This is a genomic window from Flavobacterium sp. (genome assembly GCF_013822155.1).
Lineage (GTDB): Bacteria > Bacteroidota > Bacteroidia > Flavobacteriales > Flavobacteriaceae > Flavobacterium.
In genome coordinates this window covers 1-20,197 of record NZ_PNJW01000015.1, presented here as the reverse complement: position 1 = coordinate 20,197, position 20,197 = coordinate 1, and the positions used below count along the sequence as shown (strand labels likewise).

The window sequence follows — 20,197 nt, the reverse complement described above, 5'->3', positions numbered from 1 at the left end:
TTATTTATTTTTTAGTCTATAGGTTTTTGTTTTATATAGATTTTCAGCAACAATTAGGTGGGCTAAAGCATCTTTGGCCAATTCTGTATCCAATTTAGAGGGTATTAATATGCTGTCATTTATCACTTTAAATTGAACCGGCTTAGATTTTGGTTGTAAAATTACAATTTCATTTTGCACTCTAAAACCAAAATTATCATGAAACTGCATCATGCTTCTACCTTTAGAATTTTTTGTTATTTCAAATAGACTTCGTCCTATCATCGGTGTTTCAGTTTTTAATCCGCTAAAACTTAAAATTGTTGGCGGAATATCAATTTGACTGGATTGTAAATCAACTATTTCTCCTTTTGGTACATTTGGACCAATGATTAAGGCAGGAATTCTGAATTTTTTTATTGGTATTAAGTTTTTTCCATAGGTTCTGGTATTATGGTCGGCAATAATTACAAAAATGGTATTTTTAAAATAGGCTTCCTTTTTGGCTAATTCTATAAATTTACCGATACTGAAATCAGCATATTTGATAGCGTTATTAACTGTTTGTTTCTTTTTGTCATACAATTGAATTCTACCATCAGGAAATTCAAAAGGTTCATGGTTTGATGTTGAAAACATCATGGAAAAGAAAGGTTTATCTCCTAATGATTTAAAATATTGATTTGCTTTTGTAGCTAAATCTTCGTCTGAATAACCCCAAGTTCCTTTGAGAGCATACTTGTTTTTATCTGAATCAAAATCAGTTTCATCGATAATGTTTTTGAAACCATTACCATTGAAAAAAGAGGCCATATTATCAAAGTTAGCCATTCCTCCATAAATGAAACTGGTGTTAAATCCTTCATTTCCATAAGCAGTAGCCAGTGTAAAAAAGTCCTTTTGAGAATTGCTTAATTTTACCACGCTTTCAGAAGGAGTGGGAGGGAATCCGGCTACTACAGCTTCAATACCTCGAACACTTCTTGTTCCGGTACAATATAAATTTGTATAAAGTAAACCTTCTTTTGTTAGTTTATCAAATTCAGGAGTTAAAGGAAGTCCTCCCAGAGAGCCTACAAATTCGGCTCCTAAACTTTCTTGTAAAAAGATGACCACATTATATTTTTTAGTTGAAATAGTATCTGATTTGTTACTATGTAATAACGGAATACTGTCAAAGGTGAAACTATTTGTATCTGTTGTCATGTATTTTTTTACACGTTGATATGATTCATTGATTTCCATTGTTCCATACATTTTCATGACGTTTTCTTCATTCTTTATGGAATAAGCTGCAAATCCAACAGTATATAGAGAATTTAATCCTAATGAATTTGTCATTTGGTCTGTTGAAAAAACGGCATTACTGGCATTGATAGGTCTTTTAGATGTTAAACTCGACCGTGCTCCTAAAAATAACAGAAATAAAATGGCAGGAAATAATAATAACCTTGTTTTGAATGAAACCACTTTGATGAGGAATAATGTCTTACTTTTTTTAACACCAAAATAAATTCCAACAATAAGTAAAATTCCAATAATTATAAGAGAGGGTAAATAACTTTTTAATAAAGTACCAAAAACTTCTTTGGGATAAATTAAATAATCTAAAAAGATTCGATTTGGTCGTGTATCATACTGGCTTATGAAATTAGCCGTAGTTAATTCTGTAACCAGAATTAAAAACAAAAAAAATATGAAATAAAAGTTTAATGGTTTTTGTATATATTTTATATTTTTTTCTGTAATAAAACTTATTACTAATAAGGGTAAAAAGGAAATATAACTCAATAAAATGATATCAAAACGCAATCCGATTGGAAATATATACCAATAATTTTCGGTTTCGATTATTCTTTCATTAAAAATAAAAAATAAAAAAAATCTGCTTAGAGTTGTAAAAATTAACCCCAAGCAGAAAAAGGATAGGATAGGTTTAAGATATACAAATTTTTTCATTTTTCTATTTTATGAAGCAAATATAGCTTTTAAAATATTGTACAAAAATTTAGAAAAAATTTATATTTACTTAATGTTTTTCAATCCACAAACGAGCATTCACAAACGCTTCTAGCCAAGGTGAAACTTCATCGTTTCTGTCTTTTGGATAATGAGCCCAATTCCAAGGGAAAGTGGAACGTTCAATGTGTGGCATCATCACTAAATGACGACCGGTTTTGTCGCACAGCATGGCAGTATTAAAATCGGAGCCATTTGGATTTGCAGGATAATTTTCGTAACCGTATTTGGCCACAATGTTGTATTGACTTTCTTCGTAGGGCAATTTGAATTTTCCTTCACCATGCGAAACCCAAACTCCTAATGTTGTACCGGCTAATGTTTTAAGCATCACGGAATTATTTTCCTGAACTTTTACGGAAGTAAAAATGCTTTCATGTTTGTGGCTATCGTTATGATGCATTTTTCCGTGAATTTCATGTTCCGGATTAATGACTTCTAATTCCATAAACAATTGGCAACCATTACAAATTCCGACTGAAAGAGTGTCTTCTCGTTTGAAGAAATTATCTAACGCTGTTTTTGCTTTTTCGTTGTATAAAAAGGCTCCCGCCCAACCTTTGGCAGAACCCAAAACATCTGAATTTGAAAACCCACCTACTGCTCCAATAAATTGGATTTCTTCTAAGTTTTCCCGCCCGGAAATTAAGTCGGTCATGTGTACATCTTTCACATCAAAACCGGCCATAAACATGGCGTTAGCCATTTCACGTTCAGAATTACTTCCTTTTTCACGAATAATAGCGGCTTTTGGGCGAGGTTTTGAATCGTCAATACTTGGTTTTTGACCTGTGAAATGAGTGGGAAATGAATACGCTAAAGGTTGCATTTTATAATTTGCAAATCTTGCTGCTGCTTTTCCGTTTTTGGTTTGTTTTTGGTCTAATAAATAGGATGTTTTGAACCAATCGTCTCTGTATTTAGAAATGTCTAATTTCCAGTTTCCTATTTCTAACCAATTATTCTCAACGACGTTGCCTAACTTGAAAAACTCAATATTTTCTTCCTTTAAAAAGGATTCAAAAATGACATCATCTTTTGCTTGAAGAACTATTCCAATATTTTCTGCAAAAAGTATTTTCAATATATCTTTTTGACTGAAAACTGTAAAATCAAGTTTAGCCCCCAGTTGATTATCGGCAAAACACATTTCTAATAAAGTGGTAATTAATCCGCCACTACCAATATCATGACCGGCAGCAATTTCATCATTTTTAATTAATTCCTGAATTACATTAAATGCTTTTTTGAAGAATGCAGCATTTTTGATGGTTGGTGTTTCTTTCCCGATGGCATTTCTCACTTGAGCAAACGAAGAACCACCTAATTTAAATTCGTCTTGAGATAAATTAATATAGTAAATTGAACCTTCATCTTTTTGTAAAACCGGTTCCACTACTTTAGTAATATCGTTGCAATTTCCGGCAGCAGAAATAATGACCGTTCCCGGAGCAATTACTTCCATATCGGCATATTTTTGCTTCATGGAAAGCGAATCTTTTCCGGTTGGAATGTTGATTCCTAATTCGATTGCAAAATCCGAACAAGCTTCTACGGCTTCATATAAACGAGCATCTTCACCTTCGTTTTTGCAAGCCCACATCCAGTTTGCTGATAACGAAACACTTTTTAAGCCGTCTTTCAAGGGAGCAAAAACGATGTTGGAAAGAGCTTCTCCAATGGCGTTTCTACTTCCTGCTCTCGGATCGATTAAGGCCGAGATTGGGGAGTGCCCAATGGTAGTGGCAATTCCTTCTTTTCCTTTGTAATCCAATGCCATTACACCGACATTGTTTAAGGGTAATTGTAGCGGTCCTGCACATTGTTGTTTGGCCACTTTTCCTCCTACGCAACGATCAACTTTATTAGTTAACCAATCTTTACAAGCAACAGCTTCAAGTTGAAGGATTTGTTCTAAATAGGTAGTAAATTCAGATTCTTGATAGTTAATTTCGGTGTAATTTCTATCTACCGTAGTGTCATTCATTATTACTTTGGGGGAACTTCCAAACATATCATCCAATTCAAAATCCATCGGTTTAGCTCCGGTTGATTTTGATTTAAACGTGAAACGATGGTCTCCGGTAACATCTCCTACTTCATACATCGGGGAACGTTCTCTATCAGCAATTCGATGTAGTATGTCAACCTCTTTTTGTCCAATTACCAATCCCATGCGTTCCTGACTTTCATTACCAATAATTTCTTTGGCAGAAAGGGTAGGGTCGCCAACAGGCAATTTGTCTAAATCGATTAATCCACCTGTCGCTTCTACTAATTCTGATAAACAATTTAAGTGTCCGCCTGCACCGTGATCGTGAATGGAAACAATTGGGTTTTCATCACTTTCTACCAAGCCTCGAATAGCATTGGCTGCTCTTTTTTGCATTTCCGGATTAGAACGTTGGATGGCATTTAGTTCGATTCCTGAACCAAAAGCTCCGGTATCAGCGGAGGAAACGGCTGCTCCACCCATTCCGATTCGATAATTTTCGCCACCCAAAATTACGATTTTATCGCCAATTTTTGGTTCGTGTTTTTGGGCTTGTTCGGCTTTTCCGTAGCCAATACCACCTGCTAACATGATTACTTTATCAAAACCAAGTTTTCTTGCTTCTTCTTCGTGTTCAAAAGTCAAAACTGACCCTGTAATTAAAGGCTGACCGAATTTATTTCCAAAATCAGAAGCTCCATTGGATGCTTTGATTAAAATATCCATAGGTGTTTGATACAACCATTTGCGTTCATTCATGGCATTTTCCCACGGGCGGGTTTCTTCCAAGCGAGAATAAGAAGTCATGTAAACCGCAGTTCCAGCTAATGGAAGTGAACCTTGTCCACCGGCAAGTCTGTCTCTGATTTCTCCACCTGAACCGGTAGCGGCACCATTGAAAGGTTCAACCGTTGTAGGAAAATTATGCGTTTCAGCTTTAATAGAAATAACCGAATCGTATGTTTTGGTTTGATAAAAATCAGCTTTATCGGCACTTTTAGGAGCAAATTGTTCTACAGTTGGTCCTTTGATAAACGCAACATTATCTTTGTATGCTGAAACAATATCGTTATGATTTTCGGCAGCTGTTTTTTTGATTAATTTGAATAGGGAAGAAGGTTTTTCTTCACCATCAATCACAAATGTTCCGTTGAAAATTTTATGACGGCAATGTTCTGAATTTACTTGAGAAAAACCAAAAACTTCAGAATCTGTTAGATTCCGTTTTAGTTTTATGGCTAGCGTATTCAAATAATTGACTTCTTCTTCACTTAAAGATAAACCTTCTTTTTTGTTGTAAGCGGCTATGTCATCAATTTCTTTGATGGATTCCGGTTGGATATTAATGGTAAAAATTTCCTGATGTAATTCGCTGTATTTTTGAAATAACATCGGATCGAAATCAGTATCGTTACTTTCAGCTTTATGAAATTCTTCCATACGAATGATTCCGGAAATCCCCATATTTTGAGTGATTTCTACAGCATTGGTACTCCAAGGGGTGACCATTGCGGCACGTGGTCCAACAAAAAAATCCGTAAGGACGGATTTTTCTATTTTATTTGTATTGCCAAAAAGCCAGTTTAATTTTGAGATGTCCTGAGCCGAAAGTTCGTTTTGCGATTGAACGGCAAAAACAGTAGCACTTTCGTTTCCGAAGAAATGAATCATAGTAAAATTATTTGTGTTGTTGTAGATGCAAATTTACATCTAAAATTGATAGTTTCAAAGTATATTTATGCAAGAGTTGTAAACAAAAAAAAGACTGTGAAGACAGTCTTTTTTGTATTAAAAAAATTAGTTAAACTATTTTTTTCTAGTCATCATGATTTCCATGCTTTTGTATTCTTTACCGCTGTAATCAACATCAAACATTTCCATTTTACGGGTGTTTTCATCCACAATGGTATATGTTTCACGAACTGTTTTTTCCTTTTTAGTAACCGGATCTACCGTTGTACCGGAGAAATTTATGGTTTTAGTAGCTTCATCATATTTTCCGCTGATAACCATAATTCCGGTACTCATGTTGTCAATCCAAGTAGAAGTATATTCTTGTGAAGCTTTGTTGAATGCCAACGTACTTTTTCCTTCGAAAGGCATTCCCATAAAATCGCCTTTGTGAACAGTTTCTTGATAACGATCACCATAAATCATTTTTGAAACAGCTGTCATGGTGTTTTTCATCGGTTCAGCTCCCGGTTCCATCCACATAGTCATTTCTTCGTTCCAAGTACCATTTTCAAGAGCAAGCATTTTATGTTGTTCTGCGGGAGTCATATAATCTTCCCATGCTTTTGCTATCGTTGCTGAATCAGGAACGGTTACGGCTATCTCTTCCACTGCGGTTGTATCTTTAGCTGTGGTAGTTTCAGGTTTGGTTTCTTCTTTTTTTCCACAAGAAACAAACAAAATAATCGCAATAATTGATAAAAATTTAAGTTTCATAATTTTATTATTTTAAGGTTAGTTTAGTAAAATTATGAAATAAAAGTTAATCTTCTTCAAAAACAACAAAATTATAAGCACCTAAATCAGCAGGTGAAATTCGTGGTTTTCCTAGGATATCAAATGTGCCGGAAGAAAAACTGAAGTTAGCTTGACCTATAGCAGCTGAATCAGCACCAATAATTAACTGATTTGAATTTATATCAAAAAAGTCGGGATTGAATACTGCTGAGTTTGTTGCAATTAAACAATTAATATAATGTTCTGTATCTGTAGAAAATTGATATAATGGATTGTTTGTAAAAACATTGTTTACATTATTGAATTTAATCAAACAGTGGTCAAATTTATAGTTAAAAACTTCAGCATCCTTACTATCAATAATCATTTGAATTTGATTATAACCGTAGATAATACAATTAGTAAAAGTTGCCTCTACCATCGGTTGAATTTCGGGAACGGCCCCTTCGATATAATTATTCAGTAAAACAGAAACTTGTTTTGAACTGGGCCAATTATTGTTAAAGGTTGAATGATTGAAGTTGTATTTTCCTCCATAAGAACATGCTAAAGCCGCTTGACCGGCACTATTGATGACGACATTTTCTCCGGTAATGTAACCGGTTCTTGCTAAAACACCTACGTTAGAATGGTCGTAAATTTGCACGTTTTTCAACTTAACATCGGCTTCAGGATTAGCTAAGTTTGTGTTGCCTGTTACTAGTATTCCAACTGTTCCATTTTTAATAAGACAATTGGTAAATTCATTATTTTTACTGCCTTGCGTGAGCCAAATCGTTCCCCACTGACCGGGAACATCGTCATATAAAGGTTCTAAGCGATCACCTTCGAAAATCACATGATTTTCAAGTAGATTTTCAGGATTATTTGAAGGTAAACCATTCACTTTAATAGAACCGTTTTCGCCAACAATTAATCCGGAATCGGCATGAAAATGAATTTGGGCACCGGCCTGAACGGTTAATGTTTTGTTTGCCGGAACTGCGGCATATCCATAAATTACATACGGTTTTGAATTATTCCAAACATATTCATTACCATTTGTTGGGTCATTTTCGTCTAAATAAAATCCATAAACTTCCTCATCACCAATGGGTAATGTTTCGGTTGTTCCATCATCAAAACGTTGTGGATAAAGAAAATAAGCATCTTGAATTAACGTAACTAATTCTACTTTTTGCAGTGTTGAACCGGAACCAAATTCAATTTGATCGGTATATAAAAAATCGGAAGGATTTGCTTCTGCAATATCAACGGTAGTTTCAATAAAAATGTACATACTGTCTTTAGCAAGCATTTCCACATTTTCAAAAATTCGGTTATTTCCCACCATGCCATCTACTGTCATTCGGTATTTAGATTCTAATCCTTTTCCCAATTTAATTTGAGGAATGCTGATGTCTTTGTTCGATCTGTTATACACTTTTAAGGTATACGTACTTGAACTAACATTAGTAAAAACCGTATCCATATAAATAGTGTCTCTTGAAAATTCTAATCCACCGGTACTTGGTTCAAATTCAAAGTCGTTTCGACAAGAAGTAATAGAGATGGCAAAGACAATAAATAGTAGAAAAAGAGAATTACGCATGAGCCTGATTTTTGGTAAAATTAACGAATAAATTGAATTGACAAAACTATTCTTTAAACGATTAAAAAATGATTTTAGTTTATCAGGAGCGACTAAATTCTATATTTCTTTAGTAATTTTACCAAAAATGTAAAAAATGGCTTTTGATAAAGAAAAAGTGTTGCAAAAGTGCAACGAATGGAGCAAAAACACCTTAATGGAAACACTCGAAATAGAATTTATAGATGCCGGGGAAGGTTTTTTAAAAGCTAAAATGCCGGTAAACCCCAATGTTCATCAACCAATGGGATTGCTACATGGTGGAGCTTCTGTTGCTTTAGCGGAAAGTGTAGGAAGTGCTGCTTCCATCCTATATATAAATCCTGAAAAACAAGAAGTAAGAGGAATCGAAATTTCTGCAAATCATTTGAAAAGTAAACGTGAAGGAGAAGTTTATGGAACAGCTCGGATAATTCACCAAGGCAGAAGTATTCATTTATGGGAAATTAAAATTACAGATGAGGAGGATAAATTAATTTCACTTTGTAAATTGACTAATATGATTTTACCAAGAAAAGTATAAATTTATGAGTGTTTTATCTAAAGTAAATGCACAACTTAGCAATAAATTACCTTTCGTGCTTTATGCATTGCCTAATAGCAAAAAAGTTTGTGCTTTGTTACAAACAAACGATACTGTTTACCAATTTAAAGAGCAAGATGGATTTATTATTGCTTCTTTTAATTCAAAGGAAGTACTGGTAATTCCAAATGATAACTCTGTTTTTATAGAAGAAGATTTTAAAGGCAATGCGATTCAATCTGAACCTTTTGAAATTTCGTTTATTGAAAGTGAAAAACAAGATTTTGAACGAATAGTAACTTTGGCAGTTGAACAAATCAAAGAAAGCTTTTTTGAAAAAGTAGTTTTGTCTCGTTCTATTGTAGTTGAAACCGATGTGGATTGTGTTGATTCCTTTTATAAAATGGTGCAACGCTATCCATCTGCATTTTGTTATGTTTATTATCATCCGAAAATTGGATGCTGGATGGGTGCTTCACCGGAACAACTTTTGAAAGTTACAAATCACAATTTTGAAACGGTAGCCTTAGCAGGAACGCAAAAAAAAGCTGATTTTATAGATTGGTCAGCTAAAGAAAAACATGAGCAACAAGTGGTTACGGATTTTATTTTAGAATGTTTACATGAAGAAGTATTAACGTTAAAAGTTGCTGAGCCAACAACGGTTGAAGCGGGAGAATTAGTTCATTTGAAAACAACGATTACCGGAAATGTGTATTCCGATGAAAATATTAAAACGATTCTTAATCAGTTGAATCCAACACCGGCTGTTTGTGGATTTCCAAAAGAATCGGCCTTGGAATTTATTTTAAAAAATGAAAATTATAATCGTGAGTTCTACACCGGTTATCTCGGCCTTTGGGATACAACCACTTCCACTGCAAATCTTTTTGTAAATTTGCGGTGTATGAAAATAGAGGATGGAAAAGCGATTATTTATGTAGGTTGTGGAATAACAGCCGACAGTAATCCTGAAAAAGAATTTTTTGAAACAGAGCATAAGTCGATGACGATGCGAACAATACTTTAACGCAATAAAAAATGATGAAATTAGATATTCTTGCTTTTGGAGCTCATCCTGATGATGTGGAATTGGGCTGTGCCGGAACATTAGCTAAAGAAGTTTCTTTGGGAAAATCGGTTGGAATAATTGATTTAACGCAAGGAGAATTGGGTACTAGAGGATCTGCTGAAATCCGTTTTCAGGAAGCAACTAATGCAGCACAAATTTTGGGCGTTACAGTGAGAGAAAATCTTAAAATGCGTGATGGATTTTTTGTGAATGACGAAGCACATCAGCTGCAAGTGATTGAAATGATTCGGAAGTACAGACCGGAAATTGTTTTGTGTAATGCCGTTGATGACCGCCATATTGATCATGCGAAAGGAAGTAAGTTGATTTCAGATTCTTGTTTTTTAGCAGGTTTAAAGAAAGTGGAAACAATGTTAGAAGGTAATATTCAAGCAGCTTGGCGACCCAAATTAGTTTATCATTATATTCAATGGAAATCTATTGAACCTGATTTTGTAGTAGATATTACTGGATTTATGGACAAAAAAATGGAAGCGATTATGGCTTATGATTCTCAGTTTTATAATCCGAATACCGATGAACCGGTGACGCCAATTGCAACAAAAAACTTTTTGGAAAGTATTAAATACCGCTCGCAAGACTTAGGAAGATTAATTGGAACCGATTTTGCGGAAGGTTTTACTGTGGAAAGATATTTGGCTGTCAGTAGCTTAGGTGATTTGATTTAATTAATAAAAAAAATCTTTGCAAAATTAAAGGATTGCACTATATTTGCACTCGCAAATGAAGCCTTATTCAATTAAGGTCAGTTCGTAAAATAAATGGTGATTGTAGCTCAGTTGGTTAGAGCGTCGGATTGTGGTTCCGAAGGTCGCGGGTTCGAGACCCGTCTTTCACCCAGAAATGCAAAGCTTCGAGGAAACTCGAGGCTTTTTTTGTGGTAAAAAAATTCAATCATAAAGTTATGAAATGTTAAAAAATCTTATTAATTTAGTAGTTGGATAAATTTATAAATTAAAAAAACAATACATTATGGGATCATTTGTAATCAGTAAAAGAAAAAATGGAGAATTTCAATTTGTACTAAAAGCCGGTAACGGACAGATAATTTTAGGTAGTGAAGGTTATTCAACAAAAGCAGCTTGTGAAAATGGGATTGAGTCAGTTCGTAAAAATTCACAAGTGGATGCACGTTTTGATCGATTGGAAGCTAAAAACGGGAAACCTTATTTCAATTTAAAAGCAACCAACGGACAAATTATTGGAAACAGTGAAATGTATGAGTCAGTAGCAGCACGTGAAAATGGAATTGCTTCTGTCGCTAAAAATGCTCCGGATGCTGATGTGAAAGAAGAATTAGAATAGTATTACGATGCTATATTTTAACGAAGCTCTGAATTATCAGGGCTTTTTTTTCGTTTATAAAGTTTGATTCCTTCTATCCAAATAACTGATATAAAACCAATTCCAATACTGGTAACTAATTGTTGAATGGGCAATTTTGTAAATCCGAAAAAGACAGCAAATGGTTTGATGTAAATTAAAAGAGCAGTCAATGTAATTGTTAATCCAATAATCCAAAGAACTAAGTTGTTTTTATATTTCAATGTTGTTAATACGGAATAATAAAAAGATCGGTTAACAAGCGTTAAAAAGATGTTAGCACTGATTAAAGCTGTAAAAACCATACTTCGTGTAATAGTTTCGCTATACCCAAAATATAAAGCTAATTGATAAGTGGATAATGTTCCCAAAGTGATGACTAATCCTTGTATGATACTAATTGTTAACTCATTTACATTAAAAAAAGTGGTTGAAAGAAATCTTGGTTTTTGAATCATTGTATTCTCTTCCATTGGCTCATTTTCAAAAATAATGGAGCAGGTTGGTCCCATTATTAATTCAAGTAAAATAATATGAAGTGGTGTGAAAATACTTGGATAAATCCAGCCTAAAGCTAACGGAATGAATACTGTTAATATAATTGGTATGTGAATAGAAATGATATATTGAATAGCTTTTTTTAAATTGGTGTAAATTTTTCGTCCCATCGCAATGGCGTCTATCATTTTAGATAAATCATCATCAACTAAAATTAAAGAAGCGGCTTGTTTTGCAATTTCTGTCCCTTTTTTGCCCATAGCGATGCCGATATGTGCTGCTTTTAATGCAGGACCATCGTTTACGCCATCTCCTGTCATAGCAACAATTTGTTGGTCATTTTTTAAGGCATTAATAATTTTTAATTTTGCTTCTGGAAACATTCGTGTAAAAATGTTTATTTCCATGACTCTTTTTTGAAGTTCTTTATCAGAAAGTTGCATTAGCTCATCGCCGGTTATGCTTTTATCAGCTCCTTTAAAACCAATTTGTGTGGCAATAGCTTGAGTAGTTATAGCATTATCCCCTGTGATTATTTTGACGGCAACACCTGCTTTATAAAATTTTTCAAACACTTGCTGAATATTTTTTTTTGGCGGATCATAAAACGCTACTAAACCGATAAAATGAAAAGAAATTTCCTGTTGTTTTTTAGGAAAATCATCACCACTAAAATCAGAATTTGCCACACCTAAAACACGATATCCTTGAGAAGCCATCGAAAAAACAGCCTTTTCAATGGCTGATTTTTCTATTTCAGAAAGTTTACAGACTGATAAGATTGCCTCTGGAGCACCTTTTGCAGCAATAACGCGATTACCATTTGAATGTTTATGAATATGTGTCATCATAGGAGGCTTTCCATCCAAAGGATACTCAAATATCATTTTATAGTTTGGACGATTATCTTCATGGTGTGTGTTTTGATAACTTTCATGAATAGCTAATTCCATAGCATCAAACGGAATGGGTTCACTTGCCCACATGGCTGTTTCAATTACTTTTTTTGAATTAGTTTCAGTAAAATTTTCAGCGGTAACCATCTTTTTCTCGGAGAAATTATAAAGTTGCACCAAACTCATTTTATTCTCTGTGATAGTTCCGGTTTTATCGGTACAAATTACAGTGGCACTTCCTAAGGTTTCAACGGTCTTCATTTGTTTTACGATAATTCCCGTTTTCATTAATCGCCAAGCTCCTAACGCCATGAAAGTTGTAAAAGCTACCGGTATTTCTTCCGGTAAAATACTCATGGCTAATGTCAATGCTTTTAATAAACTGTCTAAAACATTTGCCGTATGGTAGTAATTGATTCCCCATACGATTAGAAAAATTATCGCTCCAACCAAAACCATTTGCTTGACAAATCGTGTAATTTGAATTTCCAATGGTGTTTTTTCTTCTTCAATGGATTCCAAGCTGTTGCCAATTTCTCCTAATTTAGTTTTGTTTCCAATAGCTGTCACTTTAGCTAGAGCCATTCCGCTGGCAACGGTGGTTCCACTAAATACAAAACAATCTTCTTGCGTTATGTCTTTAAAAACGGCAAGCGATTCGCCCGTTAAAATAGATTCGTTGACTGAAAAATCATTGGATTGTACGATTTCTGCATCGGCATTGATGGAAGAACCTTCTTCTAAAACGATAAGGTCACCGATAACTAATTGTTCATTGATAATTTCTATCGTATTTCCATTGCGAATAACTTTGCATTTAGGTTGCGTAATTTCTTTGAGTTTTGCCAGGGCATTTTTGCTTCTGGAGTTTTGGTACAACGATATGGTCGCAACTAAAACAATCGCAACAGCTAAAAAAATAGCGTCGCCAACCTGACCGCTTAAAAAGTAAATGAGTGAAGTAGCCAATAACAACAAAACCATTGGTTCACCTACCAGACTTTTTATTGCATCTAAAAAAGTGTTTTCTTTTTTATAAGTTAGGTTGTTTTCGCCATGACTTAATCTGGATTGTTTGACTTCGTTGTCATTTAATCCTGTTGTTATAAACTTATTTTCAGGCATGATAATACTATTAATACCTTTTTATAAGGAAAAAAAGATTCTATAAATTTACAACTTTTTAAGTGATTAGAATGTTGATTTATCTTTTAAAGTACAATTGAATTAATGCAAACTATTAATATAGTTGTATAAAAAAAGTGTCTGAAATTAATCAGACACTTAAACTTATTTTATTTGTTACGATTTTATTTTCCGTCTTTATCCACTTTAGGTCTTTCCGGATTATTGGCTAATTCCCAAGCTACGACAAAAGCTAATTGAGCTCTTTTGGCTAATAAGGTATAATCAATTTTATCAGGTGTATCTGTTGGTTTGTGGTAATCATCATGCACACCGTTAAAATAGAAAATAGAAGGAATTCCATTTTTAGCAAAATTGTAATGATCAGAGCGATAATAGAATCGGTTTGGGTCTTTTAAATCATTATAAGTATAATCTAATTGCATCCCAATATATTTGGAATTAGCCGCTTCCGACAAATTGTGTAAGTCGGAACTTAAACGATCAGAACCAATTACATAAATATAATTATCGTTTGCTTCTTTACCATAACCACGTCGACCAACCATGTCAATATTAATATCAGCAATGGTATTGGCTAACGGAAATAACGGATTTTCAGTATAAAAACGAGAACCATGTAAACCATGTTCTTCACCGGTAACATGTAAAAATAAGATGGAACGTTTCGGACCTTTTCCATCCTTTTTTGCTTTTTGAAAAGCGGCAGCTAATTCCAATAAAGTGACTGTTCCGGAGCCATCATCATCTGCACCATTATACACTTCACCATTTTTCATGCCAACATGGTCATAATGAGCCGAGATAACTAAAATTTCCTCTGGTTTTTCAGAACCTTCGATGAATGCCCAAATGTTTTCAGAATCTCCTAATTTAGGACTGAATTGTTTTTTGAAAAATTCAGAAGGAATACGTTGATAATATTCTGTAGCACCTTTTGGAAAGTTAACTCCAATTGATTTGTAATGATTGATAAGGTATTCGCCGGCTTTTTTCTGTCCCGGTTCACCGGTATTTCTACCTTCCATTTCATCAGAAGCAATAATATAGAGGTGTTTACTTAAATTTTTAGCTTTGATGGTATTCATATAATCGGTCGGATTATAGTCATTAGCTGTATTTTTATTAGATGAGCAACTTAAAATTAGTAAGGCTAATATAAAAATGCTAAACAGTATTTTTTTCATTTTCAATTATTTGAGCGACAAATATAACAAATGTGTATTTATAAAATTTCTTTTAGGAAAGTTAAAAAATGAGTAAAAGAACGTTTATCAGCCAATTCATTATAAGCCGATCCTTTTGAATTATCATTTCCTGCATTTTTATGTGAAAAGGAATGTACCGCACCGGAATAGAAAATCATTTGCCAATCTGCCTTTGCTTCTTGCATTTCTTTTTGAAAACCAAGTACTTCTTTTTCAGGAACAAAAGGGTCATCAGCTCCATGTAAAACCAAAACTTTGGGTTTAATTTCATCAGTTATACGATTTTCAGCTTTGCCTAAACCTCCATGAAAAGATACAACTCCAACTACATTTAATTTTCCGCGAGCAGCCTCTAATGCACCTGTTCCACCAAAACAGTAACCAATCACTACAATTTTATCTTTGTTGGCTCCCGCGTCAATTAGTTGGTCTAATGCCAATTGAATACGTCGTTGATAATCGGCAACATTGTTTTTGTAATAACCGGCCTGTTGACCGGCTTCTTTGGTAGTAGAAGGATAATTTCCTTCACCATAAATATCGGCAACAAATGAATAGTATCCAAGGTTGTTTAGGTTTTGAGCCACTTCTTTAGAATGTTCATCAATACCCATCCAAGCGGGTAAAATTAAAATGCCGGGTTTGTTACTTGAGGATTTTTTAGGAACACCAGCAAAACCTTTTAAAATTTGCTCACCATCTTTATAGGTTTTTGAAGTCAATTGAGCAAAAGAAATTATTGGAAACAACATAGCAAACACGAATAGCTTTTTCATAATTTTATTTTTAATTTTATTCAAATTTCGAGATAAAAAGAATTACTATTCTATTTTTCGATAGATTTTTCTAATTTTATAAAAAATTAAATCGATGCAATCAGCTGCAAAAACCCCCGACCAATATTTTCAAGAGCTTCCGGAAGAGCGAAAAGAAGCCATGTTAAAACTTCGTCAAATTATAAAAATGAATTTACCCGAAGGATTTGAGGAAATGATGGGTTATGGTATGTTAGGCTATGCTGTTCCACATTCCATTTATCCAAAAGGTTATCATTGTGACCCAAAACAGCCATTGCCATTTTTTGGAATGGCGTCTCAAAAAAATTCTATCAATATTTATCATATGGGAATATATGCGGACAATGACTTGTATGATTGGTTTGTGTCGGAGTATCCTAAACACAGCAAGGCTAGATTAGACATGGGAAAAAGTTGTATTCGGTTTAAAAAACCTGAACATATTCCTTTTGAACTAATAGGTGAATTATTGACCAAAATTTCCGTCTTAGAGTGGATTTCGATATATGAAAGTAAATTTAGATCATAATTATTTATTTTTCATTTATTCTGTCTTTTTATTATACTATTTCTATTTTTTTACTGTATTTATTTGTAAAATCTGATTTTTGTAACTTTTGTTACATTTAAATAAAATGCACTCCATTATTTTTACTGTTCTAAAAAAATAAAAATGGCTTCACATCACACAGTTTTAATAATTGGAGGAGGTACTGCGGGTATTATGACAGCGGCTCAACTTTTAAAAAAGGATTCTTCATTAGATATAGCAATTATAGAACCTTCGGATAAACATTATTATCAACCGGCTTTCACTTTGGTAGGAGCGGGTACGTATGATTTTGAAAAAACAATTCGTTTTACAAAAGATTTAATTCCTAAAAAAGCAACTTGGATTCAAGATTTTGCAACAGAATTTAATCCGGAATCAAAAACAGTTTCAACGAAAGAAAACGGAACGATTTCGTATGATATTTTAGTAGTTGCTACCGGACTCGTTAATGATTTGGATGGAATAGAAGGTTTAAGAGAAGGATTAGAAAAAGGTGTTGTTTGTAGTAATTATGTTGATTCCAGAAAAACATGGGAACTTTTGAAAGCATTTAAAGGTGGAAATGCCGTGTTTACTCAACCCACAACTCCAATTAAATGTGGCGGTGCTCCACAAAAAGCCGCTTATATGGCCGCAGATTATTTTAGAAAAAAAGGACTTTCAGATAAAACAAATATTGTTTTTGCCACACCGGGTTCTGTTATTTTTGGAGTGAAAATTATCGCAGATGCTTTAATGCAGGTTATAGGTAATTATAATATTCATCTTAAAACGTTTTACGCTCCAATTAAAATTGATGTTGCAAATAAAGTTGTCTATTTTAAGGAGGTTAGTGCAGGTGAAAATAAATGTGTTGTCAATGAAAACAATATTCTGAAAGAGAAACACACCGGAAATGAAATAATGGAAATTCCATTTGACTTTTTACATTTAGCTCCACCACAATCTCCTCCTAAATTTGTTAAAGAATCGGTATTAGTAAACGATGCAGGTTGGTTAGATGTCGATTTAAATAGTTTGCAACATAAAAAATATGCTACTATTTTCGGATTAGGTGATGTGGCCGGATTACCAACTGCAAAAACCGGAGCAGCAGTTCGAAAACAAGTTCCGGTGGTAGTAGACAATATTTTGAAGGTGTTAAAAAATAAAACAGCTGATAATAAAGATTATTTAGGATATTCTTCTTGTCCTTTAGTAGTCGGATATGGAAAAATGATTTTAGCAGAGTTTAATTATAAAAGCGAATTTACACCGGACCCAAAGTTGAAACAAATGTTAGTTTTTTCTAGCAACAAACCGCATTGGCGATTATGGATGCTTAAAAAGTATATGTTACCTTATTTGTATTGGAATAAAATGATGAAAGGTGAAAATGTTTAAAACTAAATTAATCCTAAATCCTAAAGACAAAACCACCACAGTTTTGTCTTTTTTATGTTTATATGATTTATTTTTCTCAATTTTACAGTTACAAAATTTTGTATTCAAATGAAGGACTTACTGAAACAAACTTATGGTTTTATTTTTGAGGAGGCGTTAATTGAAGAAATTGCTGAAGTTTCTTTATTGCGAGATTTTAGTGAAGGTGATATATTAATTGACTTTGGTGATTATATCAAAAAAATGCCTTTACTAATCGAAGGAGCCATTAAAATATTGCGGGAAGATTTTGATGAAGGAGAATTGTTACTCTATTTTATAGAAAAAGGGGATACTTGTGCGATGACTATGGCCTGTTGTATGGGGGAAACCAAAAGTGAAATACGTGCCGTAGCTGAAACAAAAGGAATAGTAATTATGATTCCGGTTCACAAAATGGAAGAGTGGCTGGGTAAATATAAAAGCTGGAGAAACTATGTTTTTAACAGTTATAATAACCGTTTAAAAGAAATGCTTTCAGCAATTGATAATCTTGCTTTTATGAAAATGGATGAAAGATTATTGAATTATTTGTTTGACAAATCTAAAATTAATCATTCCAAAGAAATTCATGCAACCCATCAAGAAATTGCTTATGATTTACATACTTCTAGGGTCGTTGTTTCCCGATTATTGAAAGCGTTGGAAAATGACAATAAAATTAAATTACACCGAGCTTCTATAGAACTATTGAAATAACTATTAAAATAATTTAATTACTGTATACATCTTTTTTAACCATTATTAAAAATTAAACCAAGGGTAGGGTTCATTCATAAAAAATAAAGCTCTTGGTAATCCATCACCCGGAATTTCTTTAAGTTCCGGTTCGAGAGATGGATTTGAAGGATAAGATTTACCGTTAAATTTTAAAATTCTGTTTTTACCTCCACTTGGAATAAATAAATTTCTCCATCCATTTGACTTATTAGTGTCAATCACAATTGGATAATCTGAAACTGTAAATTTGGAAATAACAATACCATTATAGTCTAAAATGTATTGTGTGCATCCTCCAGTGCCGCAAAAATAGGAACCTATCAGTCCAACAAATATTTCTTTTTTTTCATCTTCATTCAAATCAAATTCAAAAAAAATAAACTTTTTACTAATTTCATCAATGCTATTTTTTGACAAATCCTCTTTGTAGATTTCTTGTAAAGTCAAGCGAACTAATTGTGCGGTTTCACCATTGGAAGAATTTATGCCATAAAGTTCTGCAGGAATGCTATCAGAAGGATTAGGGTCGATAACTTCAATTTTCTTTTCTGTTGTTGAAGAGTTGATGATTTTAGTTGATTCCGAATTATTTTTACAAGCATTCAAGCTAATTAAAATTAGAAATGAAAATAGAAATGCTGTTTTTTTCATGTTTATAGTAATTTAAATTTCAGGTTCATTGGATTCGTTAAATTTCATATTTTGGATATGTATATCTTGTTGAGGAAAAGGAATTACGATATTATTTGCTTTAAAGATTTCGTCAATTGCAATAATTAAATCACTTTTCACATCATTACCATAATTAAAATGAGGAACCCAATATTTGATAGTAAAATCGATTGAACTATCATTAAAAATAGTAAACCATACCATGGGAGCCGGATTTTTGAGTACTAAAGCATGTTCGCTTAACACATTTTCAATAAGTGATTTTGTTAATTTTAAATCGGTTCCATAAGCAACCCCAATATTTATTTCATAACGTCTTTTGGCACTTCCCATGGTCCAATTCGTCATGTGTTGATTGAGTAAATCTCCATTTGGAATAATAACATCTGCACCGTCATAAGTGGTCACAACACTGCTTCGTAGACCAATCGATTTCATTTGACCGGTTTGCCCTCCAATTTCGATTATATCATCCAGATTTACGGGTTTTTCAAAAGCAATTATAATTCCACTCACAAGGTTGTTTACCAAGGTTTGTAAACCGAAACCAATACCAACACTCAACGCACTAATGATAATTGTAAATTGATTCATTGGAATTCCAGCCGAAGAAAAGGCAATAATGATACCAATACAAATAATTAAAATTCTAATAAGTAATAGCCAACTTCCTATTTTATTTGTTTTTCCGTTCGTTAAACTTTGTCTTTTATCTGAAGCTAAAAAAGAAACAATTTTTGAAATGAATGTCGAAATAACAAGTACCATAAAGAAAATAAAGACACTGTTGTAGGTGTAATTAAAATCGCCTATGTTTCTGGGTTTAGAGAATTCTAATTCAAAAGGAGATATTATTTTTTGATACCAATATGTATTTCGTGCAACAAGTATAAACCATCCTAATACAAATAAAAAGACATATTTTTTGCTTATTTTGTGGTATTCAATTGTTTTTAAATTTAATTTTTTTTCCTCATCGGAATCCTTCAGGTATTCTGAGTATAAACCAATATCTTTTGTTAAATGAAAAGTGCTCAATAGCATAATGGCAATAAAGATATTGTAAAGTCCTATGGTTATTAAGACTTTTGCAAAATTATAATTGCCTAAAATCATAAACACAATTCCAATTACTTCTAAAATTATCATCAGGACAACAATCCAATTCATTAGTTCGCTATCCCATTTTTTACGATTTTTAAGAGTATATAGTCCAAATAATATGGAAGTTGAAGCGATAAATACTAAAAACCATG

At 33.2% G+C, this 20,197-nt stretch carries 16 protein-coding genes and 1 tRNA gene; 8 read left to right on the top strand and 9 right to left on the bottom strand.

What is annotated here, in order from left to right; genetic code table 11:
• The 4 genes from C0512_RS05815 to C0512_RS05800 all read right to left on the bottom strand — a co-directional run bounded on the left by C0512_RS05815 (position 1) and on the right by C0512_RS05800 (position 8,051).
• A complete protein-coding gene (locus C0512_RS05815; RefSeq protein ID WP_290859661.1) occupies positions 1-1,668 on the bottom strand; it encodes an LTA synthase family protein in 1,668 nt (555 codons plus the stop codon).
• Between the two features lie 340 nt (positions 1,669-2,008).
• A complete protein-coding gene (purL, locus tag C0512_RS05810; RefSeq protein WP_290859660.1) occupies positions 2,009-5,662 on the bottom strand; it encodes a phosphoribosylformylglycinamidine synthase in 3,654 nt (1,217 codons plus the stop codon).
• Positions 5,663-5,797: 135 nt separating this feature from the next.
• Complete coding sequence (locus tag C0512_RS05805) at positions 5,798-6,439, bottom strand: DUF1579 domain-containing protein (RefSeq protein ID WP_290859659.1); 642 nt, start codon at positions 6,437-6,439, stop codon at positions 5,798-5,800.
• Positions 6,440-6,485: 46 nt separating this feature from the next.
• Complete coding sequence (locus C0512_RS05800; protein ID WP_290859658.1) at positions 6,486-8,051, bottom strand: hypothetical protein; 1,566 nt, start codon at positions 8,049-8,051, stop codon at positions 6,486-6,488.
• Positions 8,052-8,187: 136 nt separating this feature from the next.
• On the opposite strand from C0512_RS05800, the gene C0512_RS05795 reads away from it, so the two are divergent.
• From C0512_RS05795 to C0512_RS05775, 5 genes are all read left to right on the top strand, one after another.
• Positions 8,188-8,613, top strand: a complete 426-nt coding sequence (locus C0512_RS05795) for a PaaI family thioesterase (protein WP_290859656.1) — start codon at positions 8,188-8,190, stop codon at positions 8,611-8,613.
• 4 nt (positions 8,614-8,617) lie between these two features.
• Complete coding sequence (locus C0512_RS05790; protein WP_290859654.1) at positions 8,618-9,643, top strand: chorismate-binding protein; 1,026 nt, start codon at positions 8,618-8,620, stop codon at positions 9,641-9,643.
• 14 nt (positions 9,644-9,657) lie between these two features.
• Entirely contained in the window at positions 9,658-10,374 is a 717-nt protein-coding gene (gene bshB1, locus C0512_RS05785) for a bacillithiol biosynthesis deacetylase BshB1 (protein ID WP_290859703.1), read from the top strand.
• A gap of 95 nt (positions 10,375-10,469) precedes the next feature.
• Positions 10,470-10,545, top strand: a tRNA-His gene (locus C0512_RS05780).
• Between the two features lie 133 nt (positions 10,546-10,678).
• A complete protein-coding gene (locus C0512_RS05775) occupies positions 10,679-11,011 on the top strand; it encodes a YegP family protein (protein ID WP_290859652.1) in 333 nt (110 codons plus the stop codon).
• 17 nt (positions 11,012-11,028) lie between these two features.
• Here the strand turns inward: C0512_RS05775 and C0512_RS05770 are convergent, their stop codons facing one another.
• The 3 genes from C0512_RS05770 to C0512_RS05760 all read right to left on the bottom strand — a co-directional run bounded on the left by C0512_RS05770 (position 11,029) and on the right by C0512_RS05760 (position 15,553).
• Positions 11,029-13,548 carry a cation-translocating P-type ATPase gene (locus tag C0512_RS05770; protein WP_290859650.1) on the bottom strand — a complete coding sequence of 840 codons (2,520 nt, stop codon included), beginning with the start codon at positions 13,546-13,548 and terminating at the stop codon, positions 11,029-11,031.
• A 185-nt stretch (positions 13,549-13,733) separates the two neighbouring features.
• Entirely contained in the window at positions 13,734-14,756 is a 1,023-nt protein-coding gene (locus C0512_RS05765) for a M28 family metallopeptidase (protein ID WP_290859649.1), read from the bottom strand.
• A 38-nt stretch (positions 14,757-14,794) separates the two neighbouring features.
• Positions 14,795-15,553, bottom strand: a complete 759-nt coding sequence (locus C0512_RS05760; protein ID WP_290859647.1) for a dienelactone hydrolase family protein — start codon at positions 15,551-15,553, stop codon at positions 14,795-14,797.
• A gap of 94 nt (positions 15,554-15,647) precedes the next feature.
• Here C0512_RS05760 and C0512_RS05755 point away from each other — a divergent pair, with 94 nt between their 5' ends.
• From C0512_RS05755 to C0512_RS05745, 3 genes are all read left to right on the top strand, one after another.
• On the top strand, positions 15,648-16,103 hold the full coding sequence (locus tag C0512_RS05755) for a DUF1801 domain-containing protein (protein ID WP_290859646.1): 456 nt from the start codon (positions 15,648-15,650) through the stop codon (positions 16,101-16,103).
• A gap of 144 nt (positions 16,104-16,247) precedes the next feature.
• Positions 16,248-17,510 carry an FAD/NAD(P)-binding oxidoreductase gene (locus tag C0512_RS05750; protein WP_290859644.1) on the top strand — a complete coding sequence of 421 codons (1,263 nt, stop codon included), beginning with the start codon at positions 16,248-16,250 and terminating at the stop codon, positions 17,508-17,510.
• A 108-nt stretch (positions 17,511-17,618) separates the two neighbouring features.
• Positions 17,619-18,248, top strand: coding sequence for a Crp/Fnr family transcriptional regulator (locus tag C0512_RS05745; protein WP_290859643.1), 630 nt, complete (start codon positions 17,619-17,621; stop codon positions 18,246-18,248).
• Between the two features lie 45 nt (positions 18,249-18,293).
• On the opposite strand, the gene C0512_RS05740 is transcribed toward C0512_RS05745, so the two are convergent.
• Both C0512_RS05740 and C0512_RS05735 read right to left on the bottom strand, forming a co-directional pair.
• Complete coding sequence (locus C0512_RS05740) at positions 18,294-18,920, bottom strand: hypothetical protein (RefSeq protein WP_290859641.1); 627 nt, start codon at positions 18,918-18,920, stop codon at positions 18,294-18,296.
• Positions 18,921-18,932: 12 nt separating this feature from the next.
• A partial coding sequence (locus tag C0512_RS05735) for a mechanosensitive ion channel domain-containing protein (protein WP_290859639.1) occupies positions 18,933-20,197 on the bottom strand: 1,265 nt, incomplete at its 5' end.